Raw genomic sequence first — 23,496 nt, 5'->3', positions numbered from 1 at the left:
CCCCTTACCCCAGCCGCAGAATGCTCGACCCATCCGCGTAGCCTTCCGTGGGGGTCTCGCGGATCTTCTGCAGGACTTGCACCAGGGTCTGGATGCGATCGACCATCTCCCCGATCTTGGCCAATTTGGCCTCCTCCGGATACTTTCGCTGCAGCATCTCCACCTGCATGGAGATGACCGCCAGAGGGTTGTTGATTTCGTGTTTGAGGGTTCCGGCCATCTGCCGGAAAGATTCCAGGCGCTCGGCCGCCAGGGCCCGCTGCCGAAGTTCCGTGTGGCCGCGCAGCACGCGGAGGCGATGGTACAGCGCCTCCCAACGGAACCCCTCGGCCAGCCAGTCCGTGGCCCCAGCCTCGATGAGCTGCGGGGTGTCGTCCTCCGTGCATCGGACCACCAGGATGGGGGTGGTGGCGAAGGAGGGATGGTGCCGGTAGGCCCGGATGGTGCCTTGCGGATCCCTGGCCTCCTTCGCATCAATCACCAAGAACCGGTACTTGGGCAGAGGCGGGGGCGGGGGCACGAGTTCGAGGCGATTGAGCAACAGGTCCCCCGCCTCGGCCACTGTCTGGAAGAGCCCCAGCAGATCCAGGTCCTCGCTCACCAGCCCCAGCAAGGGTCGCGCGGGCTCTTCAGGCATGGCTTCCGGCCCTTCAGGCAGGAACACGTCCAGGGTCTGATCCGCCCAGCGCCACCGGACCCCGGCCTCCTGCAAGGTCCGCTGGGTCCAGTCATCTGGGGCAGGGCCTCGCAGCCCCGCGGGAAGGCCAAGGCGGAGTACCTGGAGCCCACGCTCGTGATCCCAGCGGAGGGACGCCTCCGAGTCCTGGGGCAGCTGCATGATCACGGGCTCGACAAGCCCATCCAGGGCCTGCTGGAGCGGGCCACCGCGGCACCAGATGGCTCCCTGGGGAGGGGCGGGCAACCGCAATTTGGCGTGACGGAGGGCCAAGAGTGCGTCCCAGCGTTTGGCCAGGTCCGCCTGCAAGGCTGCCACTAAAAGGGGATGCCCCGCTACCGGCGCGGCATCGAGGCAGGCTCCGCGCTGTCCTTCTTCGAGAAGGGTGGACAGGTGCTCCAGCTGGAACCGGATGGCCGCACCGGCCGCCTCGGGCAGTTCCTGGACCCAACCCTGGATGCGGCGAAGGGACGCGGCCATGGCCGCGAGTCGCTCGCCGCGGCGTTCCGTGTCGCGCTGCAACTCGTTCCGCAGGCGCAGAAGCTCACCCTGCTGTTCCGCCTGACCGAGGGCGTGGCGCTGGAGCCGAGCCTGGCGGAGCACCAGGGAACCCCGGCGCACGTAGGCCTGGAGCATCGCCAGGTCAAGCCGGCTGAACGGCCGGTCCTCCGCACCGCGGTCTAGATACAGGGCGCCCACCAGGCCACCCTCCTCGGCCAGGGGAGCGCACAGCAGCGGGCCGCGCCTCTGCTCGGGGTGGCCTGCAGCCTCGAATCGGGGATCCGCCTGAGGCTGGTTGGAGAGGATGGCCGTATGTTCCCGGGTGGCGTAATCGAGCACGGCTGGCGATGGTCCGGACTCCTTCCCGGCTGCTCCCAGCCGATGGGTGGTGCGCCAGCCGCCCTGCTTCAATCGCACGACAAAGAAGCCGCGATCCCCGGCCATCAAGCGCAGGGACTCCTCCAGGAGGGTTCTTTCCAGGGCGTCCGAATCCGCTTCCCCCAGCAGCTTTTCCGTGGCGCTGTAGAGCTGTTTCAGTTCCGGGAGAAAGGTCTGGCCGGGGTGGGCCTGCATCTCGTCAAAAAGGTCCCCCACCCGTTCCACGAAGGTGGCGCCATCGAGCCCCGGGAATCCCTCTGTGAAGGTCAAACGCCAGGTGCCCAACACCAGCTCGTCCCCATCCTGCAGGGGGTGCCCCTGGGAAGGGTGCAGGGGAACCCCGTTCAAAGCGGAGCCGTCGGCCGATTCCAGAACTTTCACCCGCCAGAGGCCCCCGCTTCGGGACAGGGCGGCGTGGATGGGCGACACGGTACCAAGGGCCGGTTGCGCCACGGCGCAGGCCACGGGGTCACGGCCCAGCAGGCAGGGCTCCTCCACCACGGCATGCCGGAAGGGCTGGTCCCCCTCCATCCATGACAGGTAGGGCATCGGAACTCCTTTCCCTGACTCCTCGGAACGGAACGCCCCGGGCTTGAATCAGCCGGGCAAGGGAAACCGCGTGTCGTGGGTGCGGCTGGGCCGGAAGAACAGCATCGTGTGGCCGATGGTCCAGACATGCTCGAGACCGGGTACGGCGGAACAGAGGGCGGCGGTGGCCGTATCCTCGCTCTCGAAGCTGTTCTGGTTGATCTTGATCTTCACGAGTTCGAGGCTATCCACCATCACATCAAGTTCCACGGCCTGGGCGGGAGTCACCCCCCCCTTGCCCACGTGCATGACCGGCTTCAACTTGTGGGCCTGGGCCTTGAGAAACTGGCGCTGTTTCGAGGTGAGCATCGGATCTCCAGGCGATCAGTTTATCGTGGAAGCCAAGGTGCCCCCATGCTTCGTACCCTGCTGTTCTCCCTCGCCACCCTGGTCTGCCTGGCCGCCCCGCCCCGCACGCTGCGAGTGGACTACGGACATACGGGAGACGCCACCGTGGAACGGTTCGGCCTGGACCGGGTGGTGCTGGAACCGCTGCCCTGGCCCGGAGACCTCGCCAAGGCCGTGGATACCAGCAACCTTGGGAAATACTGCTTCGAGGTGGCGGACAAGGCCACCGGGAAACTGCTCTATTCCCGCGGCTTCGCCAGCATCTATGGCGAATGGGAGACCACAGACGAGGCCAAGGCCCTGAGTCGGACGTTCTCCGAATCCCTGCGTTTCCCGCAACCGGATGCCCCCGTGCGCATCCAGGTGCGGAAGCGCGACGAACGGAACGCCTTCAAGACCCTTTGGACCTTCGACCTCGATCCCAAGGATCCCCTCATCGAGCGCGCCCCAGCCCCGGAAGCGGGCGCCCTGCTCGCCCTTCAGAAGGCCGGAGATCCAGCGGGCAAAGTGGACTTCCTCATCCTCGGCGACGGCTACACCGCCGCTGAGCGGGGCAAGTTCGAGGCCCAGGCCCGCAAGGTCATGGAGCTGCTCTTTGCACAGACCCCCTTCAAAGAGCACCGGAAAGACTTCAACGTGTGGGCCCTCTGCCCTGAATCCAAGGAAAGTGGCATCTCCCGACCCTCCACGGGTGTCCACAAGCGCACGCCCCTCGGCGCCACCTATGACGCCTTCGGCAGCGAGCGCTACGTGCTCACCTTCGACAACCGTGGCTTCCGCGACATCGCGGCCCAGGCCCCTTATGAGTTTGTGGAGATTCTGGTGAACGCCGAAACCTACGGCGGCGGAGGCATCCACAACCTCTACAGCACCGCCTCCGCGGGCAACAGCACCATCGGCTACCTCTTCGTCCACGAGTTCGGTCACCACTTCGCGGGCCTGGCGGACGAGTACTACACCTCGGATGTGGCCGTTACCAACAGCCCTGCTCGTCCCGAACCCTGGGAACCCAATGCCACGGCGGATCCGAAGCATCCGAAATGGGCGAATCTGCTTACCCCCAGCGTGCCCCTGCCCACTCCCTGGAAGAAGGATGAATTCGAGGCCCACAGCCACGCCTACCAGAAGGAACGTCGCGCCATTCGCGCCGCCAACAAGCCCGAAGCTGAGATGGACGCCCTCTTTGCCCGAGAGAAGGTCTTCGAGACGAAGGTCCTGGGTACCGACGCGCACAGCGGGAAGGTGGGCGCCTTCGAAGGCGCCAACTACGAGGCCAAGGGCTACTTCCGCAGCCAGGAGGACTGCCTCATGTTCACCCGGGATGACGTGGGCTTCTGCGCCGCCTGCCGGGCCGCCATCGAGAAGGTGATCCGGCAATACGCGAAGTAGTTAAACCTCCGGGCCTGTTGCCGGAACACCACTCACATCCAGCAGCCGTTCGCGTCGGGCGCGAAGAATGCGGTCGCGTAATTCCGCGGCATCCTCTCGGTATGCCTGCGGCATACGCGAGACCTCCCGCGTCATAGGACGGCGACCAGCCGTTCGCGTCGGGCACGAAGAATGCGGTCGCGTAATTCCGCGGCATCCTCAAACTTCATGTGGGAGGCCAGTTCCTTCATGCGCTTCTCAAGCTTGGCGACTTCGCGCTCGAAGGCCTTGTCTTCCAGGTAGAGCAGCGGCTCTTCGGCGGCCTGTTCTTCCTTGGTGACGTTGATGAATTCCCGGGCCAGGGCTTCGCCCATGACGTCGTCCAGGTTGCGCTTCACGGTCTCTGGCGTGATGCCGTGTTCGAGATTGTGAGCCAGCTGCTTGTTGCGTCGCCGCTCGGTCTCGCCAATGGCCTGCTTCATGGAGCCCGTCATCACATCGGCGTAGAGGATGGCCCGGCCGTTCACGTGGCGGGCGGCGCGGCCGATGGTTTGGATGAGGCTGCGGTTGTTGCGGAGGAAGCCTTCCTTGTCCGCGTCCAGGATGGCCACCAAGCTCACTTCCGGCAGGTCCAGCCCCTCCCGCAGCAGGTTGATGCCCACCAGCACGTCAAACACACCGCGCCGCAGGTTCTTCAGCAGCTCCACCCGCTCCAGGGTGTCAATCTCGCTATGGAGGTACTCGGCCTTCACCCCCAGCTCCTGGTAGTAGGCCGTGAGCTGCTCCGCCAGCTTCTTGGTGAGCACCGTCACCAGCACCCGCTCGTCCCGGGCCACGGTCTTGCGGATCTCCTCCAGCAGGTCGTCCACCTGGGTGCCCACGGGGCGGACTTCCACCATGGGATCCACCAGCCCCGTGGGCCGTACCACCTGCTCCACGAAGGCCCCACCGCTCTGCTGCAGCTCATAGTCGCCGGGGGTCGCGGAGACGTAGACCACTTGTTTCACCCGGCTCTCAAATTCTTCGAATTTGAGAGGACGGTTGTCCAGTGCTGATGGGAGGCGGAAGCCGTAATCGACGAGTGTCGTCTTGCGGGATCGGTCGCCGTTGTACATGCCGTGGAGCTGGCCGGTGGCTACGTGGCTTTCGTCCATGAAGACGATGAAGTCCTCGGGGAAGTAGTCCAGCAGCGTGTGGGGTGGCTGGCCTGGCTGGCGGCCGTCCAGGAAGCGGCTGTAGTTCTCGATGCCGCTGCAGTGGCCCATCTCCTTCATCATCTCCACGTCGTAGATGACGCGCTGGTGGAGGCGCTGCAGCTCCACGATCTTGCCCGCGGCCCGGAACTCGTTCTCCCGTTCCTCCAGCTCAATTTTGATATCGTGGATGGCGGTCTTGAGCTTGTCCTCGGGCGTCACATAGTGGGTCTTGGGCCAGATGGTGAGCTCGTCCAGCTTCTCGATCACCGCGCCCCGCAGCGGGTCGACCTTCGACAGGCGCTCCACCTCATCGCCCCAGAGCTCGATGCGATAGGCCACGTCTTCGTAGGCCGGGTAGACCTCCACCACGTCGCCCCGCACGCGGAAGATCCCTGGTTCGAAACTCAGGTGGTTGCGCTGGTACTGGATGGCCACCAGGTCCCGCAGCAGCATGGCCCGGTCGATGGATTGACCCGTCTTGAGCGTCACTGAAAGGTTCAGATACGAGCTGGGATCGCCCAGGCCGTAGATGCAGCTGACGGAGGCCACCACGATGGTGTCCCGGCGCTCCAGCAGGCAGCGGGTGGCGCTCAGGCGCAGCTTCTCCAGCTCCTCGTTGATCTTCGCGTCCTTGTCGATGAACAGGTCCCGCTCGGGCACGTAGGCCTCGGGCTGGTAGTAGTCGTAGTAGCTGACGAAGTACTCGACGGCGTTCTCGGGGAAGAACTGCTTGAACTCGCTGAACAGCTGCGCGGCCAGCGTCTTGTTGGGCGCGAAGATGAGTGCCGGCCGGCCCGCCCGGGCGATGGTGCTGGCCATGGTGTAGGTCTTCCCCGACCCCGTCACCCCCAGCAGCGTCTGGGCCCGGTCCCCGCGCTCCAGCCCCGCCACCAGCTGCGCGATGGCCTCGGGCTGGTCCCCGGCGGGCTGGTAGGGCGAGACGAGCTTGAAGGGGATTGCCTTGGCCATAGAAGCAAAAGAAAAGCACGAAGACACAAAGACGCGAAGGAAAAGTTTCGTCTTTCCTTCGCGTCTCCTGGGGATCTCTTTCTGCTAGACCTTCCGCAGCACCAGGCAGCCGTTGGTGCCGCCGAAACCGAAGCCATTGTTCATGACGTATTCGGAATCCAGGGTACCAGCCACGTTGGCGGTCACGTCCAGATCACAGTCGGGATCCTGGTTGTCCACGTTGATGGTCGGGGGGATCTGCCCCGTCTTGACGGTCATGACCGCCACGATGGTCTCCAGCCCGCCTGCGGCGCCCAGTAAGTGCCCGTGCATGGACTTGGTACTGCTCACCTTGATTTTCTTTGCGTGTTCTCCGAATACTTTCTGGATGGCCATGCACTCCAGCTTGTCGCCCACGGGCGTGCTGGTGCCGTGCATGTTCACATAGCCCACTTCCTCGGGCGCGATGTCCGCGTCCTTGATGGCGGCGCGCATGACGCGCTGACCGCCCTCGCCCTCGGGGGCAGGGGTGGTGATGTGGTTGGCGTCGCCGCTCATGCCATAGCCGGCGACTTCGGCGTAGATCTTGGCGCCACGGGCCTTGGCCAGCTCATACTCCTCGAGGATGACGATGCCAGCGCCCTCGGCCATGACGAAGCCGTCGCGATCCACATCGAAGGGTCGGGAGGCTCGCTCGGGCTCGTCGTTGCGGGTGCTTAGGGCGCGCATAGCGGCGAACCCGCCCACGCCCAGCTGGTTGACGACAGAATCGCTGCCGCCGGCCATCATGCGATCCGCATAGCCAAAGGCGATGAGGCGGGCCGCATCGCCGATGGCGTGGGCTCCCGTGGCGCAGGCGGTGGCCACGGCGCTGTTGGGGCCCTGGAGCCCGTACTTGATGCTGGCCTGGCCGCTGGCCATGTTCACGATGAGGCTGGGGATGAAGAAGGGGCTGGTGCGGCGGGGTCCTCGGTAGCCGTTGGCCTCGTCCCAGATGGTGCTGAGGCCGCCGATGCCGCTGCCGATATACGCGCCGAACACTTCACGCTCGGCCTTGGTGAGCTGCACCTGATCGAACCCGGCGTCCACCCAGGCCTCATGGGCGGCGCCAAGGGCGTACTGGATGAAGATGTCCATCTTCTTCTGTTCTTTCTTGTCGATAAACAGATCGGGGCTGAAACCCTTCACTTGTCCCGCGATCTTGCAGGCAAAGTCGGTGACATCGAAGCGGTCGATGGTGCTGATGCCGCTCTTTCCCGCCAGCAGGTTGTTCCAGGTTTCAGGGACGGTGAGGCCGCAGGGGTTGATCGTCCCCATGCCCGTGATGACAACGCGGCGACGCTGGACGGTCCTGGTCATGGTTTCACCTCGTAGGACGGGAAAACAAACGTGCCGCAGGGCCGTCTGGGGCGCTGCGGCACGTCACGATCGCTCTGGATCAAGCCTTCGCGTGCTTCTCGATGTAGGCGATGGCATCGCCCACCGTGCGGATCTTCTCCTGCTCACTCTCGGGGATCTCGAGGCTGAAGGCCTCTTCGATGGCCATGATGATCTCGACAGTGTCAAGGCTGTCAGCGCCGAGGTCGTCGACGAAATGGCTGGACTCGGAGATGGAATCTTCGGGCTTGGCCAACTGCTCAGCAATGATCGCAATGACCTTCTTACGTACATCAGCCATCGTGGGCTCCTCCAAACGAACCTGGAAACCCTAACATACCCCCAGCCCGATGTCCAAACTCCAGGTAGAAGGTGGCCACCCCCGGGCCTCATGACAGTAAGGATTGCGCCGGTACCCAGGCCGTGGAGGATGGTCCCATGCCCCGCCCCAAGACCCTCGAGGAACCTGAGCACGGCTGGCCCCTCGGCTGGGCCGCCAGCCTCAGGGAATTCCGCACGTTCGTGACGGTGGAGCGAGGGCTGTCGCCCCACACGGCCGCAGGCTACCTCTCCGATCTGAACCATCTGGCCGTCTGGGCCTGCGGCCGGGAACTCCCCGCCACCGACCTCACCCGCGACCACCTCACGGCCTTTCTCGTGGCCCAGCAATCCGAGGGCAAAGCCCCCCGCAGCCTGGCCCGGCTGAGTTCGAGCCTGCGCGCCTTCCTGTCCTTCCTGCGCATGGAAGGCGGTGGCGGGGCGGGACCCGAGGCCGTGGTGAAACCGCCGCGACCGCCCCGCATCCTGCCCCGTACCCTGGGCGAAAGCCAGGTGGAGGCCCTGCTCGAGGCTCCGGACACGGCCACGCCGCTGGGTGTGCGGGATCGCGCCTGGCTGGAGCTGCTCTACGCCTCCGGCCTCCGCGTCTCCGAGCTGACGGAGCTTCCGGCCTTGTCGGTGTTCCTGGATGAAGGCTTCCTGAAGGTCATGGGCAAAGGGAGGAAGGAGCGGCTCATTCCTTTCGGCCAGGGCGCCGAGACGTGGATCCGCGCCTGGCTGGCCTTGCGGCCAGGCTTCAGGCCGAAGGGCGGGGAGCTCTTTGTGGGCCAGCGCGGTGAGGGCCTCACGCGACAGCACCTCTGGCGCCTGCTGAAAGGCTACGCACGCACGGCGGGCCTCCGCGCCGAGGCCGTGAGTCCTCATGTGCTGCGGCACGCGTTCGCCACCCACCTCCTCGACCACGGTGCCGACCTGCGCTCGGTCCAGGCCATGCTCGGCCACGCCGACATCAGCACGACCCAGATCTACACCCATGTCCATCAGACCCGGCTGAGGGCACTCTACGACCAGATGCACCCCCGCAGCCAGAACTGACAACCCCTCACAACTGCGTCAGCAGGACCCCTCCGAGTACCAGCACCGCGCCCACCGCAAAGGCCGGGGTGATGGCCTGGCCATAGAAGAGCCAGGCCAGGATGGCGGTGGCCACCGGCTGGCCGTTGGTGGCGATGGCCACGCGGCTCGGCTCCTTCGTGGAGAGCGCGTGAAACCAGAGCAGGTACGACGCCACGCTGGTCATCAGGCCGAGGTACACCAGACCCACCCAGGCCATGGGTGGCACCGTGGCCACCACCAGCTTCGGGAGGCCCAGGGCGCCGAGGGGTGCGAAGATCGCAAGGCCGAAGAGGATGGAGAGCGTGGTGGCGCGCTGGGCTCCATGTTTCTGGACCAGGGGCCGACTCATGACTGTGTAGCCAGCCCAGGCGATGACCGCCACCAACACCAGGAGGTCACCCAGGATCCACCGCGGCGGCAGAGTGCCGCCCCCCTTGTCCGAGAACAGCACCAGCACCCCGGAGAAAGCCAGCGCCAGGCCACCCAGTTTCCGGGGCCCCGGCCGCTCCTGACCGCGGGCCCAGGCCAGCAGCAGCACCACCGTGGGTGTGAGCGCATAGAGCAGCGCCGCATGCGAGGGCAGCGTGAAAGCCAATCCGCTGAGGAAGGCCAGCTGGTTCAAGGTCACCCCCAGGAACCCAGCCAGGAGGTAGGTCCGCCATTCCGCGCGGGCGACGGTCCACAGTTCCAGATGCCGCAGCCGAGCCAGGATCAGGAACCCGGCCCCGGCGATGAGGAAACGCAGCAGGCCCAGGGCCAAGGTCGGGATCGCATCGGCGGCGGTCTTCCCGAGCAGGAAGGTCCCCGCGGAGATGAAGGTGTGGAGCCCCATGACGGCGGCGAAGCGGAGATTGCGATGGCCCATCCTTCCAGCATGGCCGCAAGGGCACAGGTCGCCGCCACCGAAATGGGCATGGACCAGCTGTGGTGGTATGGGCGATGATGGGCCAGGAGCCACAGACCCATGGCCGTGACCAAAGCCCCCCGCAAGAAGCCCACCGGCACAACGCCCGAAGTGGAGAAACCCGCCACCAAGGCCAAGGCCGCCCCCGCCAAGAAGGCGACCCCCAAGAAGGCTGAGGCCGCGGAACCCAAGGCCAAGCCAGCCACCAAGGCGCCCGCGAAATCCAAGGTCCCCAAGATCGTTGAAGCCGCGCCGGAAGCCCCGGTGGCCGTTGTTCCTACCGCCCCGGCTCCGAAGCCCGCCATGCGGAAGGCCACGCCACCTTCCACCTTGCCGCCTCTGGTGGAGGCCATCCTGGCCGCGATCCGCGAAGGCCGTCCCGTGGAGTTCATCTTCGCCGACGCCGACGCCAACGCCCCTCGCACTTTCGAGCCCCGGCAGCTGACCTTCGACGCCTTGGCCCAGGCCTGGTACGTCTGGGGCTGGGACCGCCGCTACAACGCCGAGCGCCACCACCGGGTGGATCTCCTGGCCGAGGTGAACGACGTGGAGGGCGTGGGCCGCGCGGCCCAGGGCCCCTACGCCGAGGGCACCCCCGCCAACCAGATCGGCGGCTGGCTGGGCGGCGAGCCCATTCCCGTCAAGGCCACCCTGCTCAAGCAGTGGGTCTTCGCCGTGAAGCAGGCGCCCCCGGCTTTCCCTCACTTCAAGATCGAGGAACAGGGCGACGGCCAGGCACTCGTGACCTTCACGGCCACGGACCTTCGCGCCATCGCCCGTTGGGCCATGCAGTTCGGCGACGGCATCCAGGTGCTGGAGCCCGCCCGGCTGGTGGATCGCATCAAGCAGGTGGGTGCCGTGTGGGCCGGCCGCGAGCGCCAGGCCGCCCTACCAGCACCAAAGCCTGCCCCCAGGCCGGACCAGGAACCCCGCCGGCACGAGCCCGAATCACGCCGGCATGAGCCTCGGCATCATGCGGAGGCGAAGCCCGAAGCTCGAACCGAAGCCCGGCCCGAGGCGAAGCCCCACCGCGAACCCCGTCCCGAGCGCGACCGCGACCGCGAGCGGGAGGACGCCCCAAAGGGAAAGGCCGGTAAGGTGGAGACCATTCACTTCGATCGGCTTTAGCGCTTGTTCTCCAGCCTCGACCGTTAGTTCTCCAGCCTCCAACCACGCTTGCCCGGCCAGAAGCCGTAGGCCTGCCCCAGCACGTTGAAGGACACACCCCGGAGCCGGGCGTCCGCGAGCACCCGCACCAGGATGTAGTTGAGGGGAATCACGGGCTTGTCCCGCCAGATGATCTCCGAGAGCTTCAGGTAGATTTTCCGGCGGGACACCCGGTCCAACGTGTAGCGCCCCTCCTCGAACAGTCGGTCTACCTCCGGATTCAAGTAGCTGCTCACATTCGCCTTGGTGCGGTAACCCTCCTTGGTGAACAGAGGGGCGTCCACGTCGGGATCCAGGGACGTCGTCCACCCGTAGGACCAGATGTCCCCATCATGATTGGCTGATTTCTCCGTGAGGGCCTCAAATGTCAGGCGTCGGACCTCGATGTGCATGCCGACTTTTGCCGCCTGTTCCGCCAGGAGGCGGGCCGTGCTCCGGCTGACGGACATGTTCTGCTCGTAGGCCACCAGGGACAACGGGCGACCTTTCTCGTCATGGCGCAGGCCGTCCGGGCCCATCCGCCATCCCGCGGCATCCAGGATCGCCTCGGCCCGCCCGATCTGAGGCAAAGGTCGCGGAGAATCATCATGGGCCCAGTTCTCCGGCGGCCAGAACGATGAGGCCAACCGGGCCGGGAAGAAGCGCCGTGCGCGCGCCAGCTCTTTCCATGGCACCAGTTCCGCCAGGGCCTGGCGCAAGGCGAGATCGCCCAGCAGGCTCAGCTTGGGATCACAGTTGAGGAAAAACGCCCCGAAGGCTGCCTGGGGCACCGAGTAGGCCTGGAGCTGCCCCCCGCCCCGGGCGCCCTTCCGGACGAGGTAGTGCGGCAGTCCGCCCACCAAGGCGTAATGGTAGCGGTGGTCCAGGAGGGCCTGAACCAAGTTCTTCTCGTCCGTGGAATCCGAGAATTCAAACGCAGGCCAGGTCCCAGGATGGGCGCCCTTGTACCCGGGCCAGAGCTCCAGCCTTAAATGGGTGGTGGTCGCCCGGCCGACGACCCGGTAGGGGCCCGAGCCCACGGGCTGGAAGTTCACGAGATCTATCAGGGGGTTCGGGCCGACCTGGTAATGGCGGCGGGGCACGGGGATGAAGTTGTAGAGATCGGAAAGCAGCGTTCCCCGCGGCCGCGCCAGGTGGATCCGCACCCGCAGGGGCCCCTCGGCCACCAGGCTGTCCAGCGAAGCCACCCCGCCGACGGTGTCAGCAACGGCCCGGACCTGGGGAAGCCGCAGCGCCCGCCAGGTGAACACCAGATCCTCGGCCTCGATGGGCGTGCCATCTTGCCAGGTCATGCCAGGGCGAAGGTCCAGGACGACCTCCCGGCCACCCTTGAGGACCGTCCAGCCCTGCAATAACCCTGGGATGAAGGTGCCTTGGGCGTCCATGGTCACCAGGCGATCGAAGACGAGATCCACTGCCTCCCCGTCCGTATCTCGAGTCATGAGGAGGGGGTTCAGGGTGGTCCAGCCATCCACCGCCACCCGGATGGGTTCCACGGCGCCTAGGCCGCAGAGGAGGCAGGTCATCAGGATGAGGGAGCGCCAAGGCATGGTGCCCCCTCATCGGCCCTTTGGCCCAAGGCCTGAAATCCGGTGCACCTCAGGGCTGCTTGGGGGCGGTTTCCGCCAGTTCCACCAGGGCCTCGGCCATGCGTTGCCCCGCCCGCGGCGGGTTCTCCACCACCGCCCCCACCAACGTCTGCACACCCCCCGGCTGGGTGGCGAACAGGTAGAAAGTCGGGACGCGGACTACCACCTGGGGTGCGCAACCCTTGGGCCACGCGGCCTCGGCGAGGTGCTTCTCCCGGTCGACTCCCAGGTAATGAACCTCGATGAAGGGGTTGGGATCCGCCTCCAGGGCCAGCAGATCCGGAAGCTGATACTGGCTGTCACCGCACCAGGACCCGAAGACCGCCACCAGAGTCAGCGGGTGGCTCACGGCCTTCCAGCGGGCCTTCAGCTCTGCAGGCAGCGGACTCGCCGCCAGGTTGTCTCGGAAGATCGCCCGGTGGGCCAGGATGGCCTTTGCGGTCGTTTCACCCAGGAGCAGGGGCTGATGGTCGCGAGCATCGAGGCGTACCCCGGCGGGAAGGGCTTCCGGCGGTTGGGCGAGGACGACGGGGGGCTGGGCCGCCAGGCCCAGGGTTCCGAAGGCCAGAAGGACAGCTTTCATGGGGATCTCCGGGTTCCAGTCTAGCCATGCGATAAACTTGACTCATTCACTCAGGAATACTAGCCTGGAACCTGGAGCATTTTTCGTGAAGATCTCGGCCCGAGGCAGGTACAGCATGCAGGCCCTGTTTGACCTGGCCCACCACAGCCATGGCCAGCCGGTACCCTTGCACGTCATCGCCGAGCGCCAGAAGCTCTCCCTGCCCTTCCTCGAACAGATCTTCAACAAATTGAAAAAAGCCGGTGTCGTTGCCAGTGTGCGCGGCCCCAAAGGCGGGTACATCCTCACACGGCCCTGCAACCAGGTGAGTGTGGGCGAGGTCCTTCGCCTCACGGACAGCAGCTTCTATGCCGTAGCCAAGGAAGATCCCAAGGCCGCGAATCAAGCCCTCATGGCCGATGAGCGCATGAGCCTCATGCTTTGGAACCGCCTCTCAGACCATATCTCCGCCTTCATGGAGAAAGTGACCTTCGCCGACCTGTGCTCTGAGACCTCCAGCAACACTTGTCCCGATTGCACCTGCCCCGAGTACGTGAAGGATGTCCAGGGACAGATCGTCCGCGGCGAACGCAAAGCCTGCGGCGTGATGTAGGGTCAGCCTTCCTGTGAGTAATCCCTGCGCCCTTCCCAGCCTGGCCCTGCCACCCACCGAGGCTGAGCTCAAGACCTTGCCCCAGCTGGAAAAGAAGCTCGCCCGCCGTGTGGGTGAGACCAACGCGGCCTACCAGCTCATCGAAGAGGGCGACCGCATTCTGGTGGCCGTGAGCGGTGGCAAGGATTCCTGGGCTTTGCTCGATGTCTTGGAGCGGCTGCGCAAGCGGGCACCCGTCGACTTCACGGTTGAAGCCGTCACGGTGGATCCCGGCTTCCCGCAGTTCAACCCCGATCCCATCGCCGAGACTTGCGAGCGACTGGGCGTGCCCCACCACATCATCCTCGCCCCCATCGACAAGATGGTGCGCAGCAAGCCAGAGGAGCTGCCCTGCATCATCTGCTCTCGGCTGCGGCGCGGCGTGCTCTATTCCTTCGCCAAGCAGCACCGCTACACGAAGATCGCCTTGGGCCATCACCTGGATGACCTCGTCGAAACGCTGCTCATCAACCTGTTCTTCGAAGGCCGCCTCAGCACCATGCCTCTGCGCCTGGTGAGCGACGATGGTGCCAACACGGTGATACGCCCCTTGGGCACCTGCGAGGAGAAGGACCTGCAGCGCTACGCCTGGCTGCGCGGCTTCCCCATCGTGCCCTGCGGCTGCCCTCTCTGCGGTTGCTCCAGCCTGGAGAGCCGCCGCAAGCAGGTGAAGGAACTCATCGCTTCCATGGAAGGCAGCATCCCCCGCCTCAAGGCCTCCATGCTCGGCGCCATGGGCAACGTGAAGCTGAGCCACCTGCTGGATTTGAAGCTCGGCGCCCTGCATGCCACAGGCGTCGACGAGGCCGTGGAGCGGCTGGGCTGATTTGGCCATCGAAAAGGAATGGAAGGAAGCGGAGGAGAGGTGAGGAACTGAGGAAAGCGGAGAACTGAAACAGGCCCTCTCGTATTCCGCTTTCCTCCGCTTTTCCGCTCTCCTCCGCTTATCCCATTCCGTTCAGGACAAGCTCAGCCACAGCCCCTTGAGGTAGAACCCTTCGGGATGGTTCAGCGAGTAGGGATGGTCGGCGGGCTGGCCGAGGTGTGCCAGGACGCGCGCTTCGCGACCGGCTTCGAGCAGGGCGGTCCAGACGGCTTCCTGGAAGCGGGTGCGGTCCAGGTGCTGGCTGCAGGAGAAGACCCAGAGCATGCCACCGGGCGCTGTGGCCCGGGCACCGAGGCGGTAGACGTCCTTGTAGGCCTTGAAGGCCTTGTCCACATCCTTGCGCTGCTTGGCGAAGGCGGGCGGGTCCACTATGACGCGGTCCCAACCGCCGGGCTCCAGTTGGCGCATCAGCTCGAAGGCATCGCCCTCCATGCGGACGTGGACCGCGGGATCCAGGCCGTTGGCGGCCCAGTCGCGCTCCGCCTGGTCCAGGGCCGGGGTGCTGATGTCCAGGGTGGCCACCTGCGAGGCGCCGCCCAGACCCGCGTGGATGCTGAATCCGCCGGTGTAGCCGAAGGTGTTGAGCACGCGGCAGCCCTCGGCGTGGGCGCCAACCTGCAGCCGGTGGGCCCGCTGGTCCAAGAAGAATCCTGTTTTCTGACCCCGCAGGAGGTCCACGCCGAGCCGTGCAGCGCCCTCGTGCACCGTCACAGGCCCCGCAAGGCTGCCTTTGAGCAGGCGATTCACGGGCTCGAGTCCCTCCTCCCGGCGGCCGGATTGGCTGCGCTCCACGAAGGCGGCGATGCCTTCACGCTTCCCCAGCTCGAAGAGGATGGGCCACCACGTGTCGCGCAGCACCTCCAGCCCCGCCGTGCCCACCTGGAGCACCAGGGCATGGGCGTAGCGATCCACGACCAGGCCCGGCAGGCCGTCGCCCTCGCCAAAGATCCAGCGACAGCCTCCTTCGGGGTTCCACAGGCCCAGTGCCTTGCGCAGGGCCAAAGCCGATTCGAACCGCGAGCGGAAAAAGGCTTCGTCCAGGGGCGCGTCCTCGAAGCGGAAGATCCGCGCCGCCAGCGGGCTCGCGGGGCTGGCCGTACCCACGCCGAGCACCTGGCCTGAATCATCGGCGAGGCGCACCAGGTGGGCGTCCGATGGCTGGGCCAAGGCCCCAGAGAACACCCAGGGATGGCGCTTGGAGAGCATGGTCTCCTTGCCAGGTTTCAGACGGAGCAAGGGGTAGGGCCAGCGGGGCGTGTTCATGGGTCCAGGGTAGCTTGTTAGGCTGGAAGGATGCGCTGCTCCGCCCTGCTTGCCGTCCTGCTCGCCTTCTTCCCCGTCCGGGCCGGCAGTCCACCGACTCCCACCGCAAGCCCGGTGCTGCTCATCAGCGAAGACGGCCTGGGCGCCGATCAGTTCCGGCCGGACACCATGCCGCAACTTTGGGCCCTGGCGCAGCAGGGCCGGCAGGGGGCGGTGCTCCCACCCTTCCCCGCCACGACCTTCAATGGACACGTCACCCTGGCCACCGGCTGCTGGCCCGAGCACCACGGCGTCGTGGCCAACGGCTACCTCCGCCCGGAGGATCGCCAGCGCGTCGCGGCGGCCAACCGGGTGGAAGACATCCTGCGGGAGCCGCTGTGGGTGGCCGCCACCCGTAGCGGGGTCCGCACGGCCGTCTTCCACTGGGTCGGTTCCAACGGCCCCTGGGAGGGTGTGACCCCCTGGCGCATGCAGCCCTTCAAGCTCGGCGTGCCGGACACGGAGGGCTTGGCCTTCTGCGAAGCGGCCCTGGCGGATGAAGCCCGCCTGGTCATGGCCTACCTGTCCGGAACGGACGAGGAGGGCCATCTGCACGGCCCCCGCAGTCCCGAGGCCCTGGCCAAGCTGCGCGCCCTCGACGCCGAACTCGCCCCCTGGCTTGCCCGCATGGTGGCCGCCCATCCGGGCCTCCGGGTGATCCTCACGGCGGACCACGGCATGGTCCCAATGAAGCGCCGCGTGCACCTGCCGAGCGTCCTCGACGGCATTCCGGTGGATCTCATCACCCACGGCGGCAGCGCATACGTCTACCTGAAACAACCCAGAGACATGGCCCGCGCCCTGGCGCGCCTCCGGAAAGCCGGCCTGAAGGCCTGGCCCCGCGAAGCGGTGCCCGCCCACTACCACCTGGGTGCGAGTCCGCGGGTGGGGGATGTGGTCGTCCTGGCCCCCCTGGGCACCTGGCTCTCCCAGGCCCGCAGCAGCCGCGAGGATGAATCCGAGCGTCATGGCCGCGCCGGCGCCCATGCCTACGCCCCGGAATCCCTGCCCATGCGGTCCTGGCTGGTGGTGCTGGGCGCGGGCCGGGGTCCCCTGGCGGACGTGCCCGCCTGGGACATCGCCCCCACCGCGGCATCGTGGCTGGGCATCCGGTGGGCGCAGGCTCCGGACGGAAAGCCCGTGGCGACGCTGCTCGCCCGCTGACTCAGCGGATCAGCGCCAGCAGCACCTGCGCCAGGACGATCTTGAGGATGGTGGCCAGCGGATACACCGTGGCGAAGCCCACGTTGGGCAGTTCGTTGCCCGTCTGGTGGTTCGCGTACCCCAGCACCACCGGCTGGGTGTGCGTGCCCGCCACGATGCCGAACATCACGTTGAGGGGGATGCCGAAACCCTTGTGCCCGATCAGCATGGTGAGCGAATCGGCCATCAGGCAGACCAGGAAGGCCGCGCCCAGAAAGAGGGGCAGCACGCCGGCATTGCCGGAGACGATGGCCCGGAAGCCCTCGCCGGAGATCACGCCGATGCCCGCCGCGAACAGCACCAGCCCGAACTGGCGGATGGTGTGGTTGGCGCTGTAGGGGAAGTTCCAGACCAGGGGGCCGATCCGGTGGAAGCGGCCGAGGATGAGGGCCACGGCCAGGGGTCCGCCCGCGAAGCCGAGCTTGAACACGATGCCGTGGCCCAAGGGGATGGGCACCTGCCCGAGCGCCAGGCCCGCCGCCAGGCCCATGGCGAAGGTGAGAAAGCTCACCTCGCTGAGGGCGCGGTAGCTGTCCCCGAAGAAGGCCTCGATGGCCTCGATGTTGTCCCGGCGGGTGGTGACGCGAACCCGGTCGCCGAGTTCCAGCACCGTGTCGCCCGCCGGCACGAACCAGAGATCCCCCCGTCGCACGCGGGTGATGATGGCCTGGCGCTTGTTCACCAGGTCCAGCTTGCCGAGGGGCACCCCCACCACATCCCAGTTGGAGACGAAGACCCGCGTGGCGTCCAGCGCGCTCTGGTCCCGGTCCAGCTCCACATGGCTGCGTTCCCCGATGAGGGCCGCCACCCGGACGAGATCGTCCGGCGACCCCACCACCGTCACCAGGTCGCCCAGCTTCAGCCGGAAATCCGGCCCCGGCAGGAGCAGCTCCGCGTTGCGCAGCACGCGCCCGAAGACCACCTGGAACCGGCCGGCCGTGCGGATCTCACGCTTCGTGAGGGTCTCCGCCTCAGGCTTCGTCACCCTTAGCGTCCACACCTCCAGCTTGTGATGGCCGGTCTGGTAGTCCTTGAGGCCGTCCGCCTCCGCCTGCAGGTTCACGCGGAAGAGCCGCGGGCTCACGAGGATGACCAGCATGGGCACCAGCACGCCGATGGGGTAGGCTATGGCCGAGGCCACCGTGGGCTGGGCCAGCTCCAGGGGCCCTGCGCCCATGGACTTCACGCGCTCGATGACGCCCGCCAGGGCGGGCATGTTCGTGAAGCTGCCAGTGAGCAGGCCCGCGGCGTAGCGGGCGTTGAAGCCCATGATCCGCGCCAGTAGTACGACGAAGAGCGTGGAGGTGACCATCACGAGGAAGACCACGGCGTTCTTCTGCATGCCCTCGCGGCTGAAGGCGGCCCAGAAGCTGTGGGAGATGGAGAGCCCCATGGCGTAGACGAACACCGCCAGGCCCAGTTCGTAGACCAGCTTCATCTCCCGCGAGATGTCCTTCTTGAGGCCCGGATCCAGGCCCGGCGCCATGACCAGTGCCCCCAGGGCGATGCCTGCAAAGAGGATGCTGGCGATGCCAAAGGAGGCCCCGGCAATGCGGATCTTGCTGATGGGGTAGCCCAGCGCCACCACGGCGAACAGCATCAGGAGCGGGTTCTGCGCGAAGAAGAAGAGGGTCCGCTCGATCATGCTCGCTCCGCGCCTGATGGCCTTCCTAGGGGCTCATGTCAACCGCCGGAGGGCGGCCACCAGGGCCTCCACTTCGTCGGGCCGCGCGTCTGGGAGCATCGAGAAGCGAAGCACCGATCGCGCGTCGTCCGAACTATACCCCAAGGTCAAGATTGCATGACTGGGCTTCACCGCCCCGCTGTGACAGGCGCTGCCGGTGCTGACGGCGAAGCCCGCCAGATCCAGGGCCACCTGCAGGGCCTCGCCGTTGCGGCCCCGGAACAGCACGCAACTTGTATTCGGCAGACGGGGCGAGCCCTGGCCGATGACCTCGATGTCGCGACCCCAGGCGGTGATTTCCCCCTCGAAAGCATCGCGAACCGAGGCCAATGCGCCGTTCTGGGCTTGACGCTCCGTCAAGTGACGCGCCGCTGCTGCCAGGCCCAGGATGGCGGGAAGATCCTCCGTGCCGCCCCGCCGGCGGCGCTCCTGGGGGCCTTCCATGACGGGCTCCCAGGGCAGGCCAGGCCGCATCCACAGCAGGGCCGCGCCCCTGGGGCCGCCCATCTTGTGGCCACTGAACACGGCGGCATCGCAGTCCGACAGGTCCACGGGCACCTTGCCCCAGGCCTGGCAGCAGTCTTTGACGCGGACCGCATCCAGCACGGTCGGCATCCCGTAGAGGATCCCCGTCTCGTTGCTGGCGGCCATCTGCACCACCGTGGCGCAGTCCACGGGAATCTCCGGCAGCCAACTCACCCGCGACCAGTCCCGCAGGGGGTTCAGGCAGGCGCTGTGCTCCCCCGGGAACACCGCCGCAGGCCGGTCCCCCAGGGCCGGGTGAAGGCCGCGGATGAGCAGGTGCAGGGCTTCGGTGGCGCTGGCGCAGATCACCAGCTCTCCCGGCGCCACCTTCAGGAGTGTCGCGAGTTCCCGGCGGGCCTCCTCGAGGCGGAACCGCGCCCGCTGGCCCTCCCGGTGCGTGCTGGTGGGGTTGGCCCAGTCCTCCACCATCGCCCGCCGTACCGCCTCCACCACGTCGGGATGGGGCGGCGTCGTGGCGTTGGCGTCGAAGTAGAGGCGGTCCATAGAGAAGACATTCAACCGCAGATGGCGCAGATCGCGCAGATGAAATCCGGTGGCTGATCGGGCGTTCCGCAGGGGGGAAGAAAGGGAAAGCCATGGCCATAAAGAACACAAAAACTATTTTTGTGCCCTTTGTGTTCTTGGTGGTTCTCATCTCCTCCTTTCATTTCATCTGCGGAATCCGCGACATCTCCGGTTCCAGATGTCCTGTCTATTCCTCCCGAGCTACCCTGGTGCATGCCCAAATCCCTGGAAGGTAAGCTTGTGGTGGCCATCTCGAGCCGCGCGCTCTTCGACTTCGAGGAGGAGAACCGGGTCTTCGAGGAAGCCGACGACCGGGCGTACATGGAGCTCCAGCTCTCGCGACTGGATATGCCCGCCAAGCCAGGCGTGGCGTTTCCGCTGGTGAAGAAGCTGCTGGCCTTCAATACCGAGGGGGAGAACCGCGTGGCCGTGGTGATCCTCTCGCGCAACGATCCGGTGAGTGGCCTGCGGGTCTTCCGCAGCGCCCAGGAGTCGAACCTCCAGCTGGAGCGCGGCGTCTTCACCCGGGGCCGGAATCCCTATCCCTACCTCACCTCCCTGGGCGCGAACCTGTTTCTCTCCGCCAAGGAGGAAGACGTCCGCGCCGCCCTCAACGCGGGGTTCGCCGCCGCTCGGGTCTATCCGGACAGCACCCTGGCCGCCGACAGGCATTCGGACGAGATCCGCATCGCCTTTGACGGTGACGCCGTGCTGTTCAGCGACGAGGCGGAGCGCGTGTATGCCCAGGGCGGCCTGGCGGCCTTCCAGGCCCACGAAATCGAACGGGCGGCGATCCCCCTGCCCCCCGGCCCCTTCAAGCCCCTGCTCCAGGCCCTGCAGCCTCTGCAGGACATGGGCACGGACGCGCCCATGCGCATCCGCACCGCCCTCGTCACTGCCCGCAGCGCCCCTGCCCACGAGCGCGCCATCCGTACGCTCATGGCCTGGAACATCCAGGTGGACGAGGCCATGTTCCTGGGCGGCCTGGAGAAGGCCGACTTCCTTCGTGAATTCGAACCCGACTTCTTCTTCGACGACCAGACCGGCTACTGCGACACCGCCGCCAAAGTAGGACCCACGGGGCATGTGGTCAGCGGCGTGAAAAACGAGACGTCAAAGGATTGATAGCGGGTGTTCAGGAGCCTTCCGCTGCCTTGGCCAGAGCTGCGTGGAATTCCGCCTTGCCCATGAGCTTCCGGATGGCGCCTGGGAGGGCCTGTTCATAAGCCTGCTTCACATTGCCGCCACCGGCGTACCCGATCGCATGCTTGAAGACATCCATGAAGGTATCAGTGTAGAGCTCCTTCCCCTGGGCATCTCTGACCCGCACCACAAAGCTCACTTCGGCCTGACTGTCACCGGAGAAGAACCCGGCGTTGTAGCGATGCATGAACGTCAACAACTCGATCTGGAGCGGCACCTTGCCGCCTTCGAGGTTGTACCCGCGGGCCCGCAGTTCGGTCTCGACCGAGCGCTTCACGAGCAGTTGCACATCCTCGTCATTGAAGATGGAGGCCGTCTCCGAACCGAAACCGTTGATCTTCTTGGCCACTTCCCGTGTGGGTTTCGACCGCAGATCCCTGACCTCCACCTTGACCTTGATGGCCTCCGCCCCCTTGATCTTCTCGACGGAAACGGGCGCCGGATACTCGATGTGGATGGTCTCCGTCGTGAAGGCACACCCGACCCCGGCCAGCAGGCAGGCAGCCGCAACACCACCCGTGAACTTCAAGAGCGAAGGCATGACTCCTCCTTGTGGGAAATCTGCCCAGATTATATATCTCTAGGTCAATAAACCCGTCTGCTCCGCATCAAACGTGCGCCACTGCTAGACTTGGACGTTCCGGAGGAATCATGTCCCGCAAGCTGGTGGAGTGCGTGCCGAACATCTCGGAAGGCCGGGATGCCGCGAAGATCAAGCAGGTGGTGGACGCCATCAGCGCCGTGTCCGGGGTTCAGGTGCTGGATGTGGACCCGGGCGCGGATACCAACCGTACGGTGATCACGTTCGTCGGCGAGCCAGATGTGGTGCTGGCGGGGGCCTTCGCGTGCATCGCCGAGGCTGCCAAGGTCATCGACATGCGCCAGCACCACGGGGCCCATCCCCGCATGGGCGCCACGGACGTGGTGCCCTTCGTGCCCGTGGAGGGCATGACCATGGAGGATTGCGCGGAGCTGGCCCGCCGACTGGGCGCCCGCGTGGCCGCCGAGCTGGCCATCCCCGTCTACCTCTACGAGTCCGCCGCGTCGCGGCCCGAGCGCCGCAACCTGGCCGAGGTGCGCCGCGGCGAGTACGAAGGCCTGGAGAAGAAGCTGCGGGACCCCCAGTGGGCACCGGACTTCGCCGCGGCCTACAACCCTGGCGCTGGGGCCACCATCATCGGCGCCCGGGAGTTCCTGGTGGCCTACAACGTGACGCTGAACAGCGCCGACAAGGCCCACGCCACGGACATCGCCTTCGAACTGCGCGAGAAGGGCCGCGTGGCCCGGCGCGGCCGCGTGAAGCCCTACTACCAGGCCGGCGAGCTGATCTACTACGCCGAAGGATCGTTCCCCTGCGGCAACTGCGACTTCACAGGCGGCACCTGGCAGGAAACGGTGGACCACTGCGCCTCCGCCCACGGCTACGACCTCCCCGCCCTCATGCGGCTGAACGATGTCGATCCCGCGAAACCGGTAGGCCAGAAGGTCCGCCGCCGCGGCACCTTCAACCACTGCAAGGCCATCGGCTGGTACGTGGACACGTACCGCCGGGCCCAGATCAGCGTGAACCTCACGGACTACAAGCAGACGGCTCCCCATACCGTGCTGGAAGAGGCCCGTCGCCTCGCGGCCGAGCGGGGCCTGGTGGTCACGGGCAGCGAGATCGTAGGACTGGTGCCTTTCCAGTGCCTGCTGGCCTCCGGCCGCCACTACCTGAAGGCCATGGGCAAGTCCACGGGCGTGCCCGCCTCCGACATCCTCCAGACCGCCGTGTTCTCCATGGGCCTCGGCGATGTGGCGCCCTTCGACATCGAGAAGAAGGTGCTGGGCCTGCCCACCTACGATGCGAAGGCCCTCGTCGCCATGCCCGTCCACGCCTTCACGGACGAGGTCAGCCGCGACACGCCGGCCCCCGGCGGCGGCTCCATCGCGGCCCTGGCGGGCAGCCTGGGCGCGGCGCTGGCCAGCATGGTGGCCAACCTGGCTCAGGGCGGGCCGGACGCCGAGAAGGACGCCAAGCTCATCGTCCTGGCTGAACAGGCCCAAGCGCTGAAGGATCGCCTCATGGTGGCCGTCGACGCCGACACCAACGCCTTCAACGCCTTCATGGACGCGCGGCGCCTGCCGGACGCCACCCCCGAGCAGAAGGCCGCCCGCCAGGCCGCCATGCAGGCCGGGCTCAAGGTGGCCATCGACGTGCCCCTGGATACGGCAAAGACCAGCCTCGAAGCCCTGGAACTGGCCGGCGAGGCCGCCCGCCTGGGCAAGGTGGCGTCCATCACCGACGCGGCTGTGGGGGCCCAGATGGCCTACGCTGGCGTACGCGGCGGCATCTGGAACGTGGTCATCAACCTCAAGGACATCACGGATGCGGCCTACGTCGCCGACATGCAGCGGGAGTGCGCCAGCTTGCTGACGCAAGCTGGTGAGAAATTAAAAGTCATCACGGACCATGTGGATCAGAAGCTTTTGGACCGGCTGAACAAGGCGAAGAAGTAGCCGTCATTCTCATCCGAGTA

The 23,496-nt window shown here is 66.4% G+C and carries 20 protein-coding genes; 8 read left to right on the top strand and 12 right to left on the bottom strand.

Annotated features, from left to right (window positions below):
• Positions 1-4: 4 nt before the first annotated feature.
• Together NOV74_RS01390 and NOV74_RS01385 are read right to left on the bottom strand one after the other, a co-directional pair.
• Positions 5-2,104, bottom strand: coding sequence for an FHA domain-containing protein (locus tag NOV74_RS01390; RefSeq protein WP_257308632.1), 2,100 nt, complete (start codon positions 2,102-2,104; stop codon positions 5-7).
• A gap of 48 nt (positions 2,105-2,152) precedes the next feature.
• Complete coding sequence (locus NOV74_RS01385) at positions 2,153-2,452, bottom strand: YhbY family RNA-binding protein (RefSeq protein WP_257308630.1); 300 nt, start codon at positions 2,450-2,452, stop codon at positions 2,153-2,155.
• 45 nt (positions 2,453-2,497) lie between these two features.
• Here NOV74_RS01385 and NOV74_RS01380 point away from each other — a divergent pair, with 45 nt between their 5' ends.
• A complete protein-coding gene (locus tag NOV74_RS01380; RefSeq protein ID WP_257308628.1) occupies positions 2,498-3,880 on the top strand; it encodes an IgA Peptidase M64 in 1,383 nt (460 codons plus the stop codon).
• A gap of 131 nt (positions 3,881-4,011) precedes the next feature.
• On the opposite strand, the gene uvrB is transcribed toward NOV74_RS01380, so the two are convergent.
• The 3 genes from uvrB to acpP all read right to left on the bottom strand — a co-directional run bounded on the left by uvrB (position 4,012) and on the right by acpP (position 7,681).
• Positions 4,012-6,024 (bottom strand): excinuclease ABC subunit UvrB, encoded by a 2,013-nt coding sequence (gene uvrB, locus NOV74_RS01375; protein ID WP_257308627.1) that lies wholly within the window; start codon positions 6,022-6,024, stop codon positions 4,012-4,014.
• Positions 6,025-6,108: 84 nt separating this feature from the next.
• Complete coding sequence (gene fabF, locus NOV74_RS01370) at positions 6,109-7,362, bottom strand: beta-ketoacyl-ACP synthase II (RefSeq protein WP_257308625.1); 1,254 nt, start codon at positions 7,360-7,362, stop codon at positions 6,109-6,111.
• A gap of 79 nt (positions 7,363-7,441) precedes the next feature.
• On the bottom strand, positions 7,442-7,681 hold the full coding sequence (gene acpP / locus NOV74_RS01365; protein WP_243288255.1) for an acyl carrier protein: 240 nt from the start codon (positions 7,679-7,681) through the stop codon (positions 7,442-7,444).
• A gap of 137 nt (positions 7,682-7,818) precedes the next feature.
• On the opposite strand from acpP, the gene NOV74_RS01360 reads away from it, so the two are divergent.
• A complete protein-coding gene (locus tag NOV74_RS01360) occupies positions 7,819-8,754 on the top strand; it encodes a tyrosine recombinase (RefSeq protein ID WP_257308623.1) in 936 nt (311 codons plus the stop codon).
• Positions 8,755-8,761: 7 nt separating this feature from the next.
• On the opposite strand, the gene NOV74_RS01355 is transcribed toward NOV74_RS01360, so the two are convergent.
• Positions 8,762-9,640, bottom strand: coding sequence for a DMT family transporter (locus NOV74_RS01355; RefSeq protein WP_257308622.1), 879 nt, complete (start codon positions 9,638-9,640; stop codon positions 8,762-8,764).
• 99 nt (positions 9,641-9,739) lie between these two features.
• Between NOV74_RS01355 and NOV74_RS01350 the strand changes: the two genes are divergently transcribed.
• Positions 9,740-10,807 carry a helix-turn-helix transcriptional regulator gene (locus NOV74_RS01350; RefSeq protein WP_257308620.1) on the top strand — a complete coding sequence of 356 codons (1,068 nt, stop codon included), beginning with the start codon at positions 9,740-9,742 and terminating at the stop codon, positions 10,805-10,807.
• Positions 10,808-10,830: 23 nt separating this feature from the next.
• Here the strand turns inward: NOV74_RS01350 and NOV74_RS01345 are convergent, their stop codons facing one another.
• Together NOV74_RS01345 and NOV74_RS01340 are read right to left on the bottom strand one after the other, a co-directional pair.
• Positions 10,831-12,396, bottom strand: coding sequence for an ABC transporter substrate-binding protein (locus NOV74_RS01345; protein ID WP_257308618.1), 1,566 nt, complete (start codon positions 12,394-12,396; stop codon positions 10,831-10,833).
• 49 nt (positions 12,397-12,445) lie between these two features.
• Positions 12,446-13,018, bottom strand: coding sequence for a thioredoxin domain-containing protein (locus NOV74_RS01340; RefSeq protein ID WP_257308617.1), 573 nt, complete (start codon positions 13,016-13,018; stop codon positions 12,446-12,448).
• Positions 13,019-13,103: 85 nt separating this feature from the next.
• Here NOV74_RS01340 and NOV74_RS01335 point away from each other — a divergent pair, with 85 nt between their 5' ends.
• Positions 13,104-13,610 carry an Rrf2 family transcriptional regulator gene (locus tag NOV74_RS01335; protein ID WP_257308615.1) on the top strand — a complete coding sequence of 169 codons (507 nt, stop codon included), beginning with the start codon at positions 13,104-13,106 and terminating at the stop codon, positions 13,608-13,610.
• 13 nt (positions 13,611-13,623) lie between these two features.
• Positions 13,624-14,475, top strand: coding sequence for a tRNA 2-thiocytidine(32) synthetase TtcA (gene ttcA, locus NOV74_RS01330; RefSeq protein WP_257308613.1), 852 nt, complete (start codon positions 13,624-13,626; stop codon positions 14,473-14,475).
• Between the two features lie 132 nt (positions 14,476-14,607).
• On the opposite strand, the gene NOV74_RS01325 is transcribed toward ttcA, so the two are convergent.
• A complete protein-coding gene (locus NOV74_RS01325; protein WP_257308611.1) occupies positions 14,608-15,798 on the bottom strand; it encodes a class I SAM-dependent rRNA methyltransferase in 1,191 nt (396 codons plus the stop codon).
• 30 nt (positions 15,799-15,828) lie between these two features.
• Between NOV74_RS01325 and NOV74_RS01320 the strand changes: the two genes are divergently transcribed.
• Positions 15,829-17,001, top strand: a complete 1,173-nt coding sequence (locus tag NOV74_RS01320; protein ID WP_257308609.1) for an alkaline phosphatase family protein — start codon at positions 15,829-15,831, stop codon at positions 16,999-17,001.
• A gap of 1 nt (position 17,002) precedes the next feature.
• On the opposite strand, the gene NOV74_RS01315 is transcribed toward NOV74_RS01320, so the two are convergent.
• Both NOV74_RS01315 and NOV74_RS01310 read right to left on the bottom strand, forming a co-directional pair.
• The gene (locus NOV74_RS01315) at positions 17,003-18,685 is read right to left on the bottom strand and encodes an aspartate:alanine exchanger family transporter (RefSeq protein WP_257308607.1); all 1,683 of its coding nucleotides are present in this window, start codon (positions 18,683-18,685) and stop codon (positions 17,003-17,005) included.
• 33 nt (positions 18,686-18,718) lie between these two features.
• A complete protein-coding gene (locus tag NOV74_RS01310) occupies positions 18,719-19,753 on the bottom strand; it encodes a cysteine desulfurase family protein (RefSeq protein ID WP_257308606.1) in 1,035 nt (344 codons plus the stop codon).
• A gap of 234 nt (positions 19,754-19,987) precedes the next feature.
• Between NOV74_RS01310 and NOV74_RS01305 the strand changes: the two genes are divergently transcribed.
• On the top strand, positions 19,988-20,899 hold the full coding sequence (locus tag NOV74_RS01305) for a 5'-nucleotidase (protein ID WP_257308604.1): 912 nt from the start codon (positions 19,988-19,990) through the stop codon (positions 20,897-20,899).
• Positions 20,900-20,909: 10 nt separating this feature from the next.
• On the opposite strand, the gene NOV74_RS01300 is transcribed toward NOV74_RS01305, so the two are convergent.
• On the bottom strand, positions 20,910-21,518 hold the full coding sequence (locus tag NOV74_RS01300) for a YajG family lipoprotein (RefSeq protein WP_257308602.1): 609 nt from the start codon (positions 21,516-21,518) through the stop codon (positions 20,910-20,912).
• A gap of 110 nt (positions 21,519-21,628) precedes the next feature.
• Between NOV74_RS01300 and ftcD the strand changes: the two genes are divergently transcribed.
• Complete coding sequence (ftcD, locus tag NOV74_RS01295) at positions 21,629-23,476, top strand: glutamate formimidoyltransferase (protein ID WP_257308601.1); 1,848 nt, start codon at positions 21,629-21,631, stop codon at positions 23,474-23,476.
• The last annotated feature ends 20 nt before the right edge of the window (positions 23,477-23,496 follow it).

Origin of the sequence: Geothrix fuzhouensis (assembly GCF_024609325.1) — a bacterium.
Taxonomy (GTDB): Bacteria; Acidobacteriota; Holophagae; order Holophagales; family Holophagaceae; genus Geothrix; species Geothrix fuzhouensis.
Note: the sequence above shows the minus strand (reverse complement) of the source record. Positions and strands in the feature narration are given on the sequence as shown.